This is a genomic window from Paraburkholderia sp. RL17-383-BIF-A (genome assembly GCF_046028015.1).
Classification (GTDB): Bacteria; Pseudomonadota; Gammaproteobacteria; order Burkholderiales; family Burkholderiaceae; genus Paraburkholderia.
In genome coordinates, this window is record NZ_JARESR010000005.1 from 252,868 (window position 1) to 271,431 (window position 18,564).

The 18,564-nt window shown below is 58.7% G+C and carries 13 protein-coding genes, 1 tRNA gene and 2 pseudogenes; 6 read left to right on the forward strand and 10 right to left on the reverse strand.

Annotated elements, in window-relative coordinates; genetic code table 11:
- Positions 1-11: 11 nt before the first annotated feature.
- Entirely contained in the window at positions 12-1,166 is a 1,155-nt protein-coding gene (locus P0D71_RS08560) for a maleylacetate reductase (protein WP_408479716.1), read from the reverse strand.
- A gap of 187 nt (positions 1,167-1,353) precedes the next feature.
- Between P0D71_RS08560 and P0D71_RS08565 the strand changes: the two genes are divergently transcribed.
- Positions 1,354-1,929, forward strand: coding sequence for a flavin reductase family protein (locus tag P0D71_RS08565; protein WP_408479717.1), 576 nt, complete (start codon positions 1,354-1,356; stop codon positions 1,927-1,929).
- A gap of 105 nt (positions 1,930-2,034) precedes the next feature.
- Entirely contained in the window at positions 2,035-2,685 is a 651-nt protein-coding gene (locus P0D71_RS08570) for a TetR/AcrR family transcriptional regulator (RefSeq protein WP_408479718.1), read from the forward strand.
- 64 nt (positions 2,686-2,749) lie between these two features.
- Here P0D71_RS08570 and P0D71_RS08575 read toward each other — a convergent pair whose 3' ends face one another.
- The 6 genes from P0D71_RS08575 to P0D71_RS08600 form a co-directional block, all read right to left on the reverse strand.
- The gene (locus tag P0D71_RS08575) at positions 2,750-4,207 is read right to left on the reverse strand and encodes an MFS transporter (RefSeq protein WP_408479719.1); all 1,458 of its coding nucleotides are present in this window, start codon (positions 4,205-4,207) and stop codon (positions 2,750-2,752) included.
- A gap of 36 nt (positions 4,208-4,243) precedes the next feature.
- Positions 4,244-5,560, reverse strand: coding sequence for a carbohydrate porin (locus P0D71_RS08580; RefSeq protein ID WP_408479720.1), 1,317 nt, complete (start codon positions 5,558-5,560; stop codon positions 4,244-4,246).
- Between the two features lie 221 nt (positions 5,561-5,781).
- Entirely contained in the window at positions 5,782-6,534 is a 753-nt protein-coding gene (locus P0D71_RS08585; RefSeq protein ID WP_408263460.1) for an SDR family NAD(P)-dependent oxidoreductase, read from the reverse strand.
- A gap of 171 nt (positions 6,535-6,705) precedes the next feature.
- Complete coding sequence (locus P0D71_RS08590; RefSeq protein ID WP_408263461.1) at positions 6,706-7,455, reverse strand: SDR family NAD(P)-dependent oxidoreductase; 750 nt, start codon at positions 7,453-7,455, stop codon at positions 6,706-6,708.
- A 12-nt stretch (positions 7,456-7,467) separates the two neighbouring features.
- The gene (locus P0D71_RS08595; protein ID WP_408479721.1) at positions 7,468-8,748 is read right to left on the reverse strand and encodes an acyl-CoA dehydrogenase family protein; all 1,281 of its coding nucleotides are present in this window, start codon (positions 8,746-8,748) and stop codon (positions 7,468-7,470) included.
- A gap of 54 nt (positions 8,749-8,802) precedes the next feature.
- A complete protein-coding gene (locus tag P0D71_RS08600; protein WP_408479722.1) occupies positions 8,803-9,924 on the reverse strand; it encodes a zinc-binding dehydrogenase in 1,122 nt (373 codons plus the stop codon).
- A gap of 1,048 nt (positions 9,925-10,972) precedes the next feature.
- Between P0D71_RS08600 and P0D71_RS08605 the strand changes: the two genes are divergently transcribed.
- Positions 10,973-12,703 carry a methyl-accepting chemotaxis protein gene (locus tag P0D71_RS08605; protein ID WP_408479757.1) on the forward strand — a complete coding sequence of 577 codons (1,731 nt, stop codon included), beginning with the start codon at positions 10,973-10,975 and terminating at the stop codon, positions 12,701-12,703.
- Positions 12,704-12,782: 79 nt separating this feature from the next.
- Positions 12,783-13,530: pseudogene (locus tag P0D71_RS08610) on the forward strand (transposase); the annotation flags it as partial.
- Here the strand turns inward: P0D71_RS08610 and P0D71_RS08615 are convergent.
- Positions 13,522-14,026, reverse strand: a pseudogene (locus tag P0D71_RS08615) (NAD-dependent epimerase/dehydratase family protein); the annotation flags it as partial. The pseudogenes P0D71_RS08610 and P0D71_RS08615 sit on opposite strands and share 9 nt — an antisense overlap.
- 590 nt (positions 14,027-14,616) lie before the next feature.
- On the opposite strand from P0D71_RS08615, the gene P0D71_RS08620 reads away from it, so the two are divergent.
- A tRNA-Leu gene (locus P0D71_RS08620) sits at positions 14,617-14,703 on the forward strand.
- Between the two features lie 144 nt (positions 14,704-14,847).
- On the opposite strand, the gene P0D71_RS08625 is transcribed toward P0D71_RS08620, so the two are convergent.
- Both P0D71_RS08625 and P0D71_RS08630 read right to left on the reverse strand, forming a co-directional pair.
- Entirely contained in the window at positions 14,848-16,179 is a 1,332-nt protein-coding gene (locus P0D71_RS08625; RefSeq protein WP_408479723.1) for a chloride channel protein, read from the reverse strand.
- A 155-nt stretch (positions 16,180-16,334) separates the two neighbouring features.
- Positions 16,335-16,709, reverse strand: a complete 375-nt coding sequence (locus P0D71_RS08630) for an MAPEG family protein (protein WP_408479724.1) — start codon at positions 16,707-16,709, stop codon at positions 16,335-16,337.
- Positions 16,710-17,119: 410 nt separating this feature from the next.
- On the opposite strand from P0D71_RS08630, the gene P0D71_RS08635 reads away from it, so the two are divergent.
- Complete coding sequence (locus P0D71_RS08635; RefSeq protein WP_408185997.1) at positions 17,120-18,340, forward strand: MFS transporter; 1,221 nt, start codon at positions 17,120-17,122, stop codon at positions 18,338-18,340.
- Positions 18,341-18,564: the final 224 nt, after the last annotated feature.

The following is an 18,564-nucleotide window of genomic DNA, read 5'->3' on the forward strand; positions in this document are numbered from 1 at the left end:
TTGCTGGATTGTCAAGCTTCATTGGTGGTTGATAGTCCGCCCTTGGACACGGACGGTTGTGAAATGGGACGCTTTCCTGAAAAGGCATCGCGCAGCAAGCGGTCGATCCTGTCCGCGTCGATTGGCCCCGGGTTCCAGTACGCGGCACGCGATGCAATGGCAACGGCCTCCCCTATGTCGCTCTCCTTCATCCCGAGCGCGGCAAGCTGCGTCGGCGCACCCAGACGCTTTGCGAAATCGAACATACCTGCCGCTGGATCGCTGACGCCCAATACACGCGCTACGATCGCGAGTGCCTCTGGCGCATAATCCCTGTTGTATGCGATCACGTGGGGAAGCAGGACCGCATGTGTTTCAGCATGCGGAAGGTTGAACGTGCCGCCCAACGTGTGGCACAACTTGTGGTGCAGTGACATACCGACTGCCCCCAGACAGGTACCGCAGGCCCACGCGCCGAACAACGCATCAGATCGTGCCTCTCGATCTTCAGGCGCTGCGCAGATTGCTGGCAATGCTCGTACGAGTGCCGCGATTCCCTTTTCCGCAAGCATGGAGATCACCGGATTGGCGTCCCGGGCATACAGCGCTTCCACGGCATGAGCAATGGCGTTAAGCCCGGAAGTCACCGAGATCCCGATCGGGAGCATGAGCGTCAAATCGACGTCATAGATGACGACCTCCGGTAGAACCCGGAGAGAGCGCTGCGTGGTCTTCAGTCCGTTTTCGGTCTGCCCGAGGATGGGGGTCGCCTCCGACCCGGCATACGTGGTGGGGACGACGATTTGCGGCAGATCGGTGTGGAGGGCAATCGCCTTACCCAAACCGATGGTAGACCCCCCTCCCACGGCGACGACAGAATCCGCACCCAGGTCGCGAGCGACTTTTACCGCCGCCTCGGTGATGTCCGTTGGCGTGTGCATTGCCGCTTCGCTGAACAGACCCACACACTGCTCACCCAGAGAGCTCCTGACGTTTTCGCCGATCTGACGTTGTGCTGCGGTCGTCAGTACCAACGCGCGACAACAATCCAGTCGAGCCAGTTCATCACCTATACGGTGACATGTGTCGGCCCCAAAAACAACCCGAGCGGGCAACGCCTCATATGTGAACGCCTGCATTCCGAAATGCTCCTCCGTTTTGTATAAATTAATCGTTCGTCTAGACATATGTCAATCATGCGCTGCAACAAAACGATCTCGAAGAGATATCTCCAGGGGGAGTCATCAATCGAGGCTCTGGCATCGTGCCGCCCACACGTGCAATAATAGACATATGTCTAGTCGGTTGTATATTTTTAATTTGTCGATCCACCCCAGGTCCGTGGCGACGACATCACATCGGAGGAGATTCAACATGCGTACTATGAACGGAGTTCTCAATCATCCGACGCCCTGCAATGCTGTCCAGGCGGCTGAGCCGGCAATGCGTGAACTGTTCAAGGGCGCCTTCCGCCGCCACGCAGCGGGGGTTGCGATAATCACGGCAGAGGGTGAGCACGGGCCGGTCGCCTTGACCGCCACATCCGTCATCTCGGTGAGCGCGGATCCGCCAGTGCTTGCGTTTTCGTTGTCCGCTGACTCATCAAGCGCTACCCACATCAAGGCAGCGAAGTCCCTGGTCGTACACCTGCTGCAGGCGGAACAACTGGACATTGCACGCCTGTGCGCCACCAGCGGGGCGGACCGTTTTTCTGATACGTCAAAATGGAAACGACTTCCGTCTGGAGAACCGGTGCTCATCGATGCACCGGTATGGATCCGCGGAACGATCATCGATCAGATGGACATCCACGGATCAACGCTGGTCGCGGTACGCGCATCGGAAATCAGCGCCACCCGTGCGAACCAGTCCGGTGATGAGGCGAGCCCGCTGATCTATCACGACCGGGCGTGGCACGCACTCTCCGACACATCGCGGCTCCAAACCTGACCGGAGACCATCACTATTGCAAGACGGGTGTCCCGACACCTTGTCAGACACCTGTCAACGTGCGATCCTTCCGCCGATCGACACTGCGCATTTTTAATACAATTCATGAGCCCTTCGCCCATCTCACCCAAACCCGCCAACCGCCGAACCGCTGAGACTCCACGTCAGAAAACACGATCCAGGATAGCCGCGGCCGCAAAGGCAGAGTTTCTGGAGGTCGGCTACGAAACTGCATCCATTGAAGGCATTGCCCGCCGGGCGGGGGTCAGTCGCGCGACTTACTATATTCACTTCACCAACAAGGTCGAAGTGCTGGTCGAGATCTGGCATACATCGATCGATAAAGACATTCTTAAAATAATTGCCGACTTCGATGCGCTCGGCGCCTATCCGACGCGAAGCGCTCTACGGAAATGGATTGACAAGGCGGTGTCATATTGGGAAAAGTCGGCGGACATGGTCGAGCTTACCGCCCAGGTTCTGGCCCTCGACCCGCAAATGACAGGCCCGTGGGTCGAACTCAATGTCCAGGCGGTCAACGCCATGCCAAACTATCTGAGCCGCTTCAGCACCAGGGAACTCCCGCTGGCACGCATGCGGATGGGCATGTTGCTACTGCAACTGGACCGGATGTGTTTTATCCTGAATCGGGGAGAACTTCCTCAGGGTCGCCCGGTCCTCATCGACGCTCTGACAGATATCTGGTGGCGGTGCCTCAAGCCCGAGGCTGATGATGAGCGAAAGGAACGCCGATAGGTAATGAGACCGGTCGGTTCAGCAAACGCTACCCCGACCGGCAACCGTGAGCATTACTGCATCATCAGCACTGTGCGGCAATCTCCCTGGGCATCAGTGACAACCGGCGCAGCGACAGTCCCGCTGCAACAGCCAGAACGGCGATGACCGCCAACACCAGGAACGCCGCGGTGAAGGCCGAGCTGTGATAGACAGGGAGTCCTCCGGAAAACGACACCATCTGTGTACCAGCTATTGCGAACGTAAGCTGCGTCCCGACCGTTCCAGCGACTGCCGTGGTCGTACCAAGCATGGCGGCGCAAACGGCCCTGAAATCAGCGGGCACCGTGGTAACGATGAGAATCGGACAGGCGGCGAGAATCATCCCCCCGAGGCCCATCAGCCCGTATGCGACGACGTAGTGCCACGACTGGGAATGCATATATGCGAAGAACACAGACGCACCGACCAAGAACAGGCCGCCTGTAGCGATATGCGCACCCGGATGAATACGCCGGGCGGTGACTCCAACGTACAATCCACCCAGCATAAGGAGCGAGCCGCCAAGCAGCGTATGGAAGGCAACGTCCGTCGCACTCGTTCCCAACCCGTAGCCCACCCCGAGTGCCGACGGTGTCATCAACATGAGCGGATAGATGCTGGCAATCCCCGAGATCACAGTCATCGCCGCTGCAGCGGCAAGGATGATCTTTAGCACGACCCTGTTGCCCAGAACCCGGACGTCCACAAGCGGTGCCGGGAACGCCCTTTCCCACAAGATCCAGACCAGTACCAGCGCCAGCCCACCCATAACGTAGGCGATGGTCCTGCTGCTCGCCCAACCCCACGACATCCCCATGTCAAGGGCGTAAAGAACTGCCGCAAGAGCTGCGCCAAGGAGGATCGCACCGACCCAGTCGACACGGCCCGACGCGCGGAGCGTCGTCTCCGGCACAAACAGCATCATCAGGATCATGCCAACCAACGACAGGACGACCATTGGCCAGAAGATGGACATCACACCGAGACGGTCGATCATTTCCCCAGCGATCAAGGGCCCAATGACCGTAATGAGACCCAGCCCGTTGCTCGAAATGGATATCGCGGTAGCCTTCATCCGCTCGGGGAAAATATCCTGAATCAGTGCGTAGGCCAATGGCAGAAAGGCCATTGATGCGCCGCTGAGTGCTCGCCCAACCAGCATCGCATCCCATGAACCTGCAGTAGCACTCACAATTGATCCAAGCGTCGCGAAAACCGACAGTGCGACCAGAATCCTTTTTTTCCCGTAAAGATCGGCGAGACGTCCAGCAAGCGGTGTCACAATGGCCCCGACCAGGGTCGTCATTGAAAGCACCCAGACGACGTGCGGCGTGCGGAACGATGCACCCAGTTGTGGGAGTGCCGAGGCAAAAAGCGCCGTGGCCAGCCCAGTCTGCTCGGTCAAAAGCAAAAGAATGATGAGTACCCTGATCCATCCCCCTGTGGTGTGTGGGGTTCTGGAATCACGCCTTGCCATTGGAAGTGCCGTATATGTTTTCATGTCCAAATTCCTCGAGTGCAGTCAGGACGTATCAGATCAGAAGCCCAGTGCCTGGCCGATATTCCATCCAATCATTACGCGGACCGTCCACCCGTCGCGGAGCTGATGCGTGGCGGACGGACGAAAAATTCCGTATGCATTCGCCGTATCGTCGGGATTGAAGATGTACGAGAAGCCGGGTTCGATGAAGAACCCGTGCGGAAGCATGACGTCGTACTTTCCTCGTATCGCGTAGCTCGTTTGCTTTGCATCGGGAACCAGACGTTTAACGAAATTGTAGTAACGGTCAGAAAGCGAGCTCGTTGACAAGGCGATCGAGGCAACGTCGCGCGGACGCCCGAAAGGTCCGATATAGCTCACTCCAATTTCTCCTGAATGTTTGTACGGACGCTGCTCCAGGCTCAATACCGTGTCTGGAGCGATCACAGCGCTGTACGAACCAAAAAGCACGATGGACTCCGGAAACGGCGAATCCCCCGTACCGCCATCAGCCCGCCAGATCGTCTTGCGGCCATTGAGCATAAAACCGTTTGTTCCATTCGCATGGTCGCCGCTTCCGTCGTCCGAGGTCAAAGCATATGTATTCCTAAATAGCGTCGCCCAGTAGTGTGCAGGGTATCGATCCTGAGAGAAATTCGTTTCGTACCCGAGTTCGAGATCAAGACTGGAGGCAAGGCTGTGATGAAAGCTCCAATCGAAGCCGTTCCCTTTATCAAGGTACTGGTTGAGGTCGAGCTGGAATACGGCCGCCTTGGCGTAGTACCGGTCAGTAGGATTCAGCCGGATCATACCGGCCCAGCTACCGTATGGCGGAGGCAATGTGCCGCTCGACTTCTCAAAGACCGGATCCAGGCAATCGACCTTGAGAAGACAGTCGAGCGAACCTTTGTGATAGAACTCCACACCTCCACTGAACCGCCCTACTGTAACGTCGACGACGTTGTGGAACAACTTCTGCTCATAGCTGAAATTGGATAGGTATCCTTTCGAGATGTCGCTTTGCTGCTGACCCGCATAGTAGCCACCAGCCGCACCGAAATACCCACCGTCGGGAGCGGTCGCATCGGTGTTGCGGTTGGCGGGAAAGAAAATATATTGAAAATGGAACGTCCCCCCCGGAATGCCAATGAGCTTGTTGAGATCGAAGTCAGCGCCAGCCGCTACGTTGGTGGAAAGACTTGACTGGTAAGTTCGTGGTCCGACTGCGAGGTTGTTGGTATATATGTTCCATGTAAACAGGCTTGGCGTCACCCCTGCATCCTCAAGCTCCTTCGCGACACCTGCAAGCGGACCATCGGCGCGCGCAGACTGCGCTGCCAATAACGACCCTGCGAAAAAAAGAATGTACGCCATCGCGGACAGCCTGCGTCGCAGGGTCCGACCTTTCTCGTTAATCACGTGCTCCTCCAGATTTATATTTTGTCGCAGCTGCAGCGATAGTCGCCGCTATTTTCCTGCCAGGTGTTTTGCTGCGGTCTCCTTCCCTGCAATCACCCGCACCTCGGTCTCCAAACCTGCTAAATGGGTAATTGCAAGGTTTTGCCTCGTTTATCGTGACCTACTGGTAACGCCGGTCAATCTCCAAACACGATGCCGCCATCGATATGGACGTGCTGACCCGTGTATAGCCGGGCATCCTGCGAGCACAGGAATGCGACCGTTCCCGTCAGGTCGCTTACCTGTGTCAACGTCTTGATGGACTGCTGTGCCACGACAGCATCGAGCATGTCCTGCGACAGGCCCATGGCCTCGAAGCCCGGGGTTTCGACAATGCTCGGTGCGATGGCATTAACTGTAATGTTGTACTCACCGAGTTCCCGGGCGAGACCACGGGTCAGACCAAGAACGCCGGCCTTCGAGGCAACGTAGTGAATGCCCCCGGGGGGCGCCACATTGACCACGGATGACGACATGTTGACAATCCGTCCCCATCGATTTCGCTGCATCTGCGGCACGAAGCACTTCGCAGCGTAGAACATCGAGTCGAAGTTCACGGACATCGTCTTGCGCCAGAGTTCAGGCGTCAGCTTATCGAAGGTCGTCATATGCGGGTGTAGTCCCGCATTGTTGACCAGAATATGGGCCGGCCCAAACTGCTTTTCGACCTCAGCGGCGGCAGTCGCAAGTTCGTCGAGCGACGAAACATCTGCGACAAGGCCAAGCGCCTTGCGGCCCAGGGCCTTCACCATCGAACACGTCTCATCCGACGCACCAATATCGATGCAAACGACATCTGCGCCATCCTCAGCCAGGCGCCTGATAATGGCCTGACCAATACCGCGCGCGCCACCGGTAACGATGGCAATCTTTCCCGTCAAATCCCTCACGGCTTTTCACTCTCCTCTGATAGTCAAACCCTGAACGAGGCAGCGTCCTTTTGATGTCTGTCCGCCATCCTCACCTCCGCCCTGATTGAACTGGAACATCGTTTGTGTCTCAGCCTCACGACGTCAGGGGAAACGAAGTACACATGCCACACCGACCAAACGAACGGGCCACTACGCGCCTTGTCCTCCATCAACGACAAACACCGCACCTGTACAAAACGAACTTTCGTCACTCAACAGCCACGTCGCGGCCGCGGCCACTTCGTCCGGTTCGCCAAACCGTTTGAAGGGCATGAGCTGCTCGAACCTTTCAATCATCTCTGCAGGGTTCGCCATAAGCATCGGTGTTGCCGTAGGGCCCGGCACTATCACGTTGACGCGTACGCCCAAAGATGCCGCTTCGAGGGCGGCAGTGCGGGTGAGCGAGATCACCGCGGCCTTGCTGGCGGCATAAGCGCCCTGCTGCACCGCCGCCCGTACGGCCAGCCCCGACGCTGTGTTAAGAACAACCCCGGGAGTGCCCCGCTCCTTACTTAACTGGAGCATCCTTTGCATTCCGAGTAGCGTGCCAACGACATTGACCCGCAGAACGTGTTCGAATGCTTCCAGCGGAAGGTCGACCAGCTCACTATTTTTTCCAGTCGTCCCCGCATTGTTATAGAGGCCGTCTACCCGGTCGAAGCGTTCGAGAGTTGCCTGAAAATAACGTTCCACATCACTGGGGTCTGCCACATCAGCGCAAATACCGATAACCTGACTCTGGTCGAATTCACCCACGACCTGCTGCAATGCCTGCGCAGAACGATCGACGACCGCTACCCTGCCGCCTTCACTGACCAGTCGACGCACCGTTGCGAGTCCGATACCGGACGCGCCACCGGTAATGATGAATACTTTGGATGTGAGTCCACGATGTACCATGTGCGACGCTCCTTACCAGACCGAGTTGCGTTCGCCAATCTGAACCGCACCAACACGCTGTGCCATAACGTCGAACTGCGCAGTGGTATGAGTGCGATACATGAGCACGTCCCGCATGTAGCGCTGCATCGGCTGGCCTTTACCGGCCGAGGAGGATCCCGCGGAGCGGAACAACGTTTCCACTGCTTCGCAGGCCATTTTTCCGGCTTCCTGCATGAGCCCGAACACCTCGATGTCGCTTTTGCGGTCGAATGCACGAACTCCGTTCACCGCATCGGCGCAATGCTCGGTGTAGACTTCGGCAGCATGCAGTACCAGCGCTTCCGCGGCATTGGTCTTCAGCACTGCGGTGCCGAGGTCGCGCTGGTACATGGGGTCTACTCGACGAGGACCGTAAGGCGGCATCGCAACCGGCTTCGACAGCATCAGGCGCGTATATTCGTCGACAGCCGCTCGCGCAGCTCCCACCACGCAGCTGACCAGTTCAAGGTTCAGAAACCCCTGCGAGACACCAAGGTACATCGGGTTGTGGTGAATACGCGTCCCCTCAGACTCCCAGAGCTCAGCTTCAGCGAGCCAATCGATTTCGATCGCGAATTCGCTGGGCACGAACTTGTCGTCAACCACTACGGTATTTGAACCGCTCGCACGCATCCCGATGATCTTGTCGCCACCCCAGTCATCCAGTATCTCGAATTGCGAGGCTGGGATCAGAACCTGCAGGAAGCGCGGCGGCGCGTCAGGGTCTGCGTTGTCCTCGACCAGTTGAACGTTGACCGTTGCATGAGTCGAATAGGGCACCCCGGATTGGTACGGCGACCGGGCCTGGATCCGGTATCCGCCGTCAACGGGAACCGCCTTGCCGGCTGGCACCAGACTGTGCGAGGCACGAAAGTAGCCGGTATCGTTGTTGAAAACGTGATCCTGTGCCTTTTTGGTCCAGCGCGCCGCGGTCGTCAACGCGTGACCATGGCCGAGACAGAGACACCAGCCAGTGCCCGGGTCTCCTCTTCCGACTTCGATAATAACCTTGGCAAAGGTCCGAAGATCGGTCTCATAGCCACCGTACATGCGGGGCGTCAGCATATGATAGAAGCCGGCGTCCAGGAAGGCTTCGTGCATACCAGGGGTGTAACGGCCAAGAACTTCGGCTTCCGCTGCTTGCGCGCGGATCGTATCGCGCAACGCCACGGCCCTGGAAATCAGCGTGTCCGCATCAGGGATCCGTTGGTCACTCTCGCCGTGTGAAATCGGCGGTTGTTCAGCCATCGTCAATTGTTGCTCCACCTGCATTTCATAGTCTCCTTGAGATCGGTACTGGTATATAAAAATGGGATTCAATACGGCTCAGGCGAATGGCAACAGTGTCGGTCCGATAACACTTCTTGTACTCGCATCGACCATTGCATCCAGAGTCCCGGAAAGGGGATAGCGGCGATCGATCATTGCCTCGAGGTCAAGCTTTCCTCGCTCGGCCAGCCCGATCAGCCAGGGCAGATCACGCCGCTGGTCTAGGGATCCGTACTGACAGGAATGCACTGTCTTACCCGCCAGTGCAAACGGTAGAGCCGGAAAGGTGACCTGTGCAGTGGTCATGTCAAGACAGACACTGCACAGAGTCACGTGGCCGGTTGCTCTGGTCATGGCCCATGCCTGCTGGATAGCAAGTGAGTCTGCGGCCGATTCGAATACGTAATCGGCACCCCGGCCCTGCAACAGGCCACCAGCATCCGTGGACAGATTCAGCACTGCCTCGACGGGATCTTCCTCTGCTGGGTCGACCGTATGCGTGGCACCGAATTTCATCGCCAGGGCTCGCCGCGCCGGCAACGGATCAATTGCAATAATCTTTGCGGCGTCTGCGATACGTGCCCCCTGGATATAGCTCAGACCAACAGGACCGCATCCCATGACTGCAACCGTGCTGCCGGAAGCAATCGGGGCTGTGCGCAAGGCTGCACCCACACCCGTACCAACGGGATTCGCCAGCAACGAAAGCTGGTCTGCCGGCAGGTCGGTCTTTACCGACGTGAGCTGAATCTCGGGGACCACGGCAAGTTCGGCGAAACTGCCAACGCTCGCGTTCGGGTAGATCAGTGTTCCATCCGGCAAAGCTGCGTGCGCCGGTCCCACAAACACCATAGCCGCACACTGATCCGGACGGCCATGCAGGCAGAAATAGCACTCCCCGCAATTTGGTGTGCTGGTTATGATCACGCGGTCGCCCACCTTCACGCGGCGCACGTCGTCGCCAACCCCCTCCACGGTTCCTGCCGCGGCGTGTCCGAGCACCTGCGGTGCGGACCAGCCAAGCTGGCGCGGATCGAATGCCAGCAGCAGGTGGTCCGAAATAGATACATTGGACGCGTCAACGCGTACAACTACGTCACGCGAACGAAGCGGCAGTAACGCGACCTCTTCCACGGTAATCGCCGGTTCTCTTCCAAAATGCCAGACGGCAGCCTTCATCCAGATCTCCTCGTTCTTAAGCGGATTCGCTTGTCATGGCGAGTAAACTAATCAATAGTCTAGACACATGTCAATCTTGCAGTGCAACATCACATACTTCGACGTCGTCTGTGCGGAACAGAATCGATCACGTTGGTGAGTGGAGGGGGTGACAAAGACGCGGAGTACGGTGCGTGGGATCAGCCGAACCGGGTGTGCTCCCTTGCAACGCCGCCAGAAGGCTTCGCGGTGCGCGCCGGCATCTGCGACCGGCGTTACTTCATGGAAGTATCGATCTTGACGCCCCGGCCGTTCCTGAGCGAAAGCCCGGCTAAGATGTTCCCGTTGATAGTCAGCCGATCGGCCAACTACTCCAAACGGTGAGCACAAGGTCGGTATAGCCGGATTCTTCGACGAAGCCGGTGCGAACCCGTAGCCGTTACGAAACTTCACGGTTAGTTATCCATCGGCGCGTCAAGATCGTCAGCGAAGCCGGCATACTCAAAATAGTTGCCCCAGACCGCGAAGCCCGATCCGTCCCGATGAAGAATATTCAACGTGGAGCGGTCACGCGCCGCGAAAACGAACGGAATAACCAGTCGATCGACTTGTATCACCACAGGACCCGGCCAAGTAAGCGCGAACGTCCGAGGCAATCAGGATCGGCCACCTCCGAGTTCGAATCGCAGGATCCGCTGGACGTTGACCCTGCTCACGTCCAGTTCGATGCGAACGCCCCTCAAGGTCGCTTGTTACACGAAGGCAACACGCTCACGCCCCTGAGCGCCAGATTCAGGACAGGATCCACTGACGCTTACCTGGGCCCAACAAGCTGACAACTACGTAGACGCCTCTATTGACATATGTCTAGACTAGCGATTAATTTACGCCGCCGGAGGAGCACTGGAATGCAGGCCTTCACGTAAAGACGATTCAAGCATTCGCTCAGATGACGCTCATGGTTGCCGTTGAGGGGATTGGACTGAAGAACGTCGTCGGCTTCGGTCAGGTTTACCTGGCATCGACGCACCACCGCTTCGATATCGGTGTGATACAAAGAGAGACAAACATGTTTTCGACGATTAAAGGCCGCCTTGGCATCGCCATGGCCCTTCTGGGTCTGTTGTTGATCGCGATCGGCGGACTGGGACTCTGGGGAATGAGCCTCGGCAATGACACGACCCGCGGCCTTTTCATGGACCAGATGCCCAGCGCGATTGCGGCCGGCAACGCGGAAATGTTCGCCGCCCAGGAGCGGATCAGCTTCGATCGTGCAGCCTTACTTATCGCCAAACCCGGCGCGGAAATGGCCATTGGACGCGGCGCGTTGATGCGCACGCAGGCCGACAAGGAGTGGGCGAGCTACGTTGCGCTGCCCCATAGTCCGGCAGAACACCAATTGGCCAGGTCCTTCGAAGCCAAACGACTTGAGCTACAAAAACTCATGGACGACGGTTACGCCAGCATTAGGGCGAACGATGCGGACAAGGTCGTAGCCATCGCAGAGGCCATGCAGGTCGCATTCACCGAGCTGGCCGCACTTGGCGAAGCACTTCACAAGTATCAATTCGATTCCGCAAAGAGCGCCTACGAGATTTCGCAGGAAGGATACGGCGTATTCCGCGTGATCAGCCTCGTCTCCATCCTGTTCGGCCTAGCGGCCGCTGTGCTCTCGTGGCTCTCGCTGCGCCGTTCGATCGGGCGCCCGCTGGACGAAGCGCTTACCCAGTTCGAAGCAATCGCCGCTGGCGACCTTCACCGCGAGTTGACCGTCACGTCGCATGACGAGATGGGACGACTGCTCGCGGGTCTGGCGAGGATGCAGGCAAGTCTGGTCACCACCGTGCGCACGGTGCGTTCGGGCAGCGAGTCCATTGCATCCGCAATAAAGCAGATAGCAGCGGGCAATGCCGATCTGTCATCGCGGACAGAGGAGCAGGCATCGGCGCTGCAGGAGACAGCGGCGAGCATGGACGAACTGACGGGCACGGTGATGCAAAACGCGGAAAACGCCCATCAGGCAAGCTCGCTGGCGGCCCATGCCTCAGATATCGCGAACAAGGGCAGCACGGTCATGTCGCAAGTGGTCGTAACCATGGGCGATATCAACCAAAGTTCGACACAGATCGCCGACATCATCACGATCATCGAAGGTATCGCTTTCCAGACCAACATCCTGGCGCTGAACGCCGCAGTGGAAGCCGCACGCGCCGGAGAACAAGGGCGAGGTTTCGCAGTCGTGGCGGCGGAGGTTCGCAGCCTCGCGCAACGCTCGTCTGCAGCGGCAAAGGAAATCAAGGAATTGATCCACACGTCGGTCACGCGCGTCCAGACAGGTACCTCACTGGTGAGTGACGCCGGCCGCACCATGTCGGAAATCATCGGCGCAGTACAGCGTGTCACGGACATCATGGGTGAAATAGCGGCAGCATCGAAGGAACAGAGCAGCGGCATTGAACAGGTGGCACGCGCGGTCACGCAATTGGACAAAGTGACCCAACAAAACGCGGCGCTGGTGGAAGAAGCGGCGGCGGCGGCACAATCGCTCGAGGACCAGGCCGGAGCATTGACGGCAGCGGTGTCGGTGTTCCGGTTGAACGACGGGGAGGTGTGCGACATCCGAACGGCGGAGGCGCCGCGTAGCATGGAACCAACACACGCGATGATGCATCGTGCGTTGGCCGCTTCGAAGAGGCAGGCAAGCGCCATGGCCACAGTTGAGCCGGCACGGCTTCAAACGCTCACGCCGATCAGTGACAAGCGTAGGCCGGTTGCATCGGTTGGGGCCGCTGATTGGTGAGGCTGACCCGGAAAACTGGACCATCCAGAAATGGAAAAATCCGGCATGATTCATGAACTGTGACCTGGAGGTCATGCTCGTGAAGAAGAGCAGGTACACCAACGAGCAGATTGCATACGCGCTGAAGCAGGCCGAGCTGGGTACACCGGTAGCGGAGGTGTGTCGCAAAATGGGCATCAGCGATGCGACCTTTTACAACTGGCGTACGAAGTTCGGCGTGTTGTCGCCTTCGGAAGTCCGGCGCATGAAGCAGCTCGATGAAGAGAACACGAAGCTTAAGAGGCTTGTAGCTGACCTGTCGCTGGACAAGGCGATATTGCAGGATGTGCTGGCAAAAAAGCCTGAAGCCTTCCCGGTTGCGTGAACTCGCAACGGATCTGATGCAACGCTTTGGCGCGAGCCAACGGCATGCGTATCGGGTACTGAAGCTGTCCCGCTCTGTGTATAGCTATCAGTCCGTGGCAAGCGATTCAAGCGCGCTCGGCATACGCATCAGGGAGATCACGCAGACTCGTGTGCACCACGGCTACCGTCGCGTGCACGTGATGCTGCGCCGGGAAGGCTGGCGCGATAATCACTAAAGGGTCTACCGGCTGTATCGCGAGCAGGGCCTGTCGTTGCGGCACAAGCGGCCCCGGCGAAACAAGTCAGCAAGATTGCGACAGCCTAAGCAGACAGTCCCCACCGTCAACGAAATCTGGAGCATGGACTTTGTCGCAGGCGCGTTGTTTGACGGTCAGCGTTTGCGCACGCTCACGATCGTCGACAACTACACGCGTGAGTGTCTGGCTATCAATGTCCGGGCGTCGCTCAGGGGCGAAACCGTCGCGCGCTGCCGCCTCGAAGAGCCGGTCTTCCTTCTCCTGCTCGTAGTAGAAGTTTTCGACTGGCTGGCGGCCCTGTGATTCGCGAAACGGCGTATCGGGAACGGCGCCGGATGCATAGGCTTCGAACAGGCCAAGGTAATGCTTCACCCCCGTCACCAGCACCGCATGTTCGAGCTTCGATGTCCGGCCGAGCGAATCGAGGACGTTGCGAACCATCGCTCAGTTGACGCGGATGTTCTCCTCCTCGCTCTCCTGTCGCGACCACGCGGTAAAGAACACATGGCTGACGTTGATGTTCGCCGTAGCGGCCGCGACAAATTCGGAGCGGTGAGGTCCGCGACGACCGGCTGGGATCCCGGTGCGCCGGCAGTACGCCCACGCGACAACCCATGGACGATCCAGCCGGTCGACAGCAGACGTTCCGCCAAGGCTCACCGACTATGCCGCTGACGCCGACAATCAGTGCTCTCTGGGGATCGCGGTCATCGCCCTGCATTTGACCCGTTTGGTAAAGGAATGTGCCTTTTGCGCCTTTCACGCGGAAACGATCTGTACGGTTCAGTCATCCGGACGACGGCTTGCTCTGCGGCTGGCTCTGCGACGACGACTGACCCGTTGCGCTTGAGCAACACTGGAAAATGATGCCGCAGCTGGCACCATCGTGAAATTACCACAGTTCAGAACGCGCTAAGCCAGTCGGCCACCACCCTGCGCCACCGATCAAGCCATTGAACTTATAGTACATTGATTAGTACATCAAGCGCGCATTCATACAATTGTTTAATTTATAATCAATACATTAAATCATTCATTCGAGTCCTCTCCTGGGCACCAGATTCAAAAGTAAAGCCGCTTACGAGCGGCTTTACTTTTTGTGTGAGACATCGCGATCTGCTTCCGGTTATTCGGAGTGGGATTGCGTGGTCAAGAGGTAGTTGGAGGTAGTCTGCAGGACGGTTGTCGAGCAGTGAAGTATCGCTTCGCTGCACGACTTATCCGGGCGGTTGAGTGAAGCGAAGTTAGTTTGCATGTAGGGATTGACACGCTGCATCATCACGTTAAAATAGCGGTCTAGCTTGAAGACGTGCCCAGGTGGCGGAATTGGTAGACGCACTAGGTTCAGGTCCTAGCGGTGGCAACACCGTGGAGGTTCGAGTCCTCTCCTGGGCACCACCCCTCTTCAAGTGAAACAAAGCACCCCGTTGAGCCTTTGCGCTTCGCGGGGTTTTTTGTTTCTGGCGACGCTTCTTGATGCCTGCCCAACTTCGCCTGCGGCAGAGTGACATTCAACATGCCACCCGGCCAAAGGCTGAATCCTCATCGCGCTTTACCTGCCCCGCTCCAGTTCAAGCCAAAGCTCGACTGCAACGCCGGCACCCACTTCGCACACGCGCGAAACCCCAGCAGTGCGCCGCCCACGGCGAACAGAACGGGAATCAGAAAATCCTGGCTCACGCGGGTGAATTCGAACATCAGCACCACGGCCGTGATCGGCATTTGCATCGAGGCGGCGAGAAATGCCGTCGCGCCGACCACCGCGAATGCGCCCAGCGACGCCCCCGGCCACACGATGCTCCACAATCCGCCGAGCACGATCGCCAGCAACGCACCGTTCGCAAGCCCCGGCGTGAGCAAGCCACCCTCCGCGCCTGCCCGCAGACTGCTCGCGGTGATCACTACCTTCAGCACCAGCAGCATCGCGGCAAGACTCACGGTCAGGCCACCATCGAATGCCAGTCCCGCGGGGCCCTTGCCATTGCCGAGCAACTGCGGGAAATGCATTGCCAGCACGCCGATCATCGCAAAGTTCAGCAGCGACAACACCGGCAGGCGCCAATTTTTCGGCGCGGCCGCACGCGAGCGTTGCATCAGTTCCGCGAAGCTCCACGCCGCCGCGCCGAAAATCGGACCGCACACCACGGACCACACCACGAGCGACGAACTCAGCGTCAGCGAAGGCACGAGGTATTGATGCTCGTTGCCGAGGCCCACCTGAGCGACCAGCGCCGCCACCGACGAAGTCACGATGGCCGGCACCAGAACGGGCCAGCCGAAGCTGCCCAGCAACACTTCGAGCACGAACACCGCGCCGCCGAGCGGCACGTTATAGACGGCGGCCAGCCCGGCGCCCGCGCCGCACGCCACCATGATCCGGCTCTGCGCGACCGACAGGCCCGCCCGCCTCGACAGCCAGCCGGCCAGCGCCGAGCCGATTTCACGCGGCGCCACTTCACGGCCGAGCGGCGAGCCCAGCGCGACGGTGACGATCTGGAGCACGGCATGGACCGTCGTGCTTGCTACAGGCATCTGCGGATCGTCGGACTTGACGGCCTGGCGAATGCTCACGAGCGGCCGGCCGAACCGGTACAGCGCCCACCAGCCGAGCCCTGCCACGAGTCCGCAAACCGTCAGCACGAGCAGCCGGCGTTCAGGCGAGGCGCCGCTTACGCCCTGCAGAAAACTCTCCGCGCTGATCACGTGCGTCACGCTGTAGCCGTAAGCGAGATGCTGAATGCCATGCAGCAGCAACGCGAGCAGCATGCCGCCGAGACCGGCGCCGAGACCCGTGAGCAGCGTGACGGCGGCGACTACGGCAAACGGACTCCGCTCGCGGCGTACTGGCTCGGAAGTGATTGATTTGAATGACATGGCGCGTGGGCTACGGCGAAACAAGTGGAATGCCAACCATGTTATTCCGCGACGCAACATGAATCAAATTGATTTTTTAGCTCGACTGATTCACTGCACGCATATATAAGACGGACCAACCCGCCGCGCGAAAGCCGCGGCGCCTTCACGCTTGCCTAGCGAGCCGACACAAAGAACATCGACACCACGCACGCGACACCGACGAACCAGACCAGCGACCTGAGCGACGCCAGGTTAGCCACATACAGCGCGCCGTGCAGCACCCGTGTGACCACGAAGGTGATCGCCAGCCAGTTGATCCACGTGCTCGATCCGCCTGCCTGTCCGGCTACGACGATCGCAGCGGTAAACATCGCCAATGCCTCCCACGCATTCTGATGCGCCGCATGAGCTCGCGCTCGCCAGCCTTCGAGGTTCGCAAGATAAGCGCGCGGCGTGCGATTGTCGTAGCGTTTGCTGACCTTCGCCAGCATGGTCCACGGGAATGGCAGCAGCGCCACGATGAGCAGGCATATATGCGGAATCGTCATTGGTTAGTCTCCCTTGTATGCGCGGCGCGAATGCCGCGCGAGCCGCTGTTATACCCGCCGGTGCGCGCCGTCGCCAACCGGAATCCCAGGAGTGTCACCTCTACCTGCAAGCGAATTACCTTAAGTCAAACTGACCGGATTAGCGCAACGACAGCCGAAAAACATTACAGATTACGGTCTCTATTGCACACACCATTAATACAATAATTACATTTACCCGACGCATAAACATGCACCGCGATTCCGCGTGAAATTGGCTCCAGGGATTAATACGGATAAACGCGCGTTCATTCATGCAAGCGTTTAACAGTCGGCGTACACTCGCTCGAAGCCTATGCCACGGGGGCGTACGGGGCTGCACAGCCGCCCGTGGTCGGCCACGGGATATCGGGGACTCAGGAGAACAATCAATGAGCTGGACACGGGAACAGAGAAACGTCACGATCGCCGCCTATCTGGGCTGGACACTCGACGCATTCGATTTCTTTCTAATGGTGTTCGTATTGAAAGATATCGCGGCGGAGTTCAATACAAAAATCCCCGAAGTCGCCTTCGGCATTATGTTGACCTTGATGATGCGTCCGCTCGGCGCATTGATTTTCGGCTGGCTCGCCGACAAGTACGGCCGCCGTCCCACGCTGATGGTCAACATCGCGTGCTTCTCGCTACTGGAATTGCTCTCCGGCTTTTCACCGAATCTGGCCACCCTGCTCGTGCTGCGCGCGCTGTTCGGCATCGCGATGGGCGGCGAATGGGGCGTCGGTGGCGCATTGACCATGGAAACCGTGCCGCCGAAATCGCGCGGCATCGTCTCGGGTCTGCTGCAAGCCGGCTATCCGAGCGGTTACCTGCTCGCCTCGGTCGTGTTCGGCGTGTTCTATCAATACATCGGCTGGCGCGGCATGTTTTTCGTCGGCGTGCTGCCGGCGTTGCTCGTGCTGTACGTACGCGCGCATGTGCCGGAATCGCCCGCCTTCAAGACGCTCGAAAAGAAAGCGCGACCGGGTCTCGTCGCCACGCTCAGGCAGAACATCAAGCTGTCGCTGTACGCGATCGTTCTGATGACCGCGTTCAACTTCTTCTCGCACGGCTCCCAAGATCTGTATCCGACCTTCCTGCGCGTGCAGCATCAGTTCGACGCGCATACGGTCTCGTGGATCACGATCACGCTGAATGTCGGCGCGATTTGCGGCGGCCTGTTCTTCGGTTCGTTGTCCGAGAAGATCGGCCGCAAACGCGCGATCTTCATCGCCGCATTGATCGCGTTGCCGGTGCTGCCGCTGTGGGCCTTCTCGAGCACGCCGGTGCTGCTCGCGCTCGGCGCCTTCCTGATGCAGATCTCGGTGCAGGGTGCATGGGGTGTGATTCCGGTACACCTGAACGAAATCTCGCCCGACGAAATTCGCGCGACGTTCCCCGGTCTCGTGTATCAGCTCGGCAATCTGATCGCGTCGGTCAACGGCCCGTTGCAGGCGAGCGCTGCTGAAGCGCACGGCAACAACTACGCGCTCATCATGGCGGTCGTGATCGGCATCGTGGCGGTGGTGATCGCCGCGCTGATCCCGTTCAGCCGCGAGCGCCGCGGCATCGACATGACGCAGTCCGCCAAACAGGTGGCGGCACAGCTTTAAGCGTTCGAACTAAACAGCTATTTTGCCGGCGCGTTATCAGGCACAATAGCCTGCAAAGGCGGCTCGAACCGCCGCGACGCAAAGCACGCGTCAGCAAACAGAAGCAGGGCCAAACACAGGTAGCAAAGCAATACGAGGCCGTTCCGATTTTCATCGGAACGGCCTTTTTTTATTTCCGCGCGGTTTGACGCACTGCGCGCAGGGAAAGCTCGACCTTCGTCAGG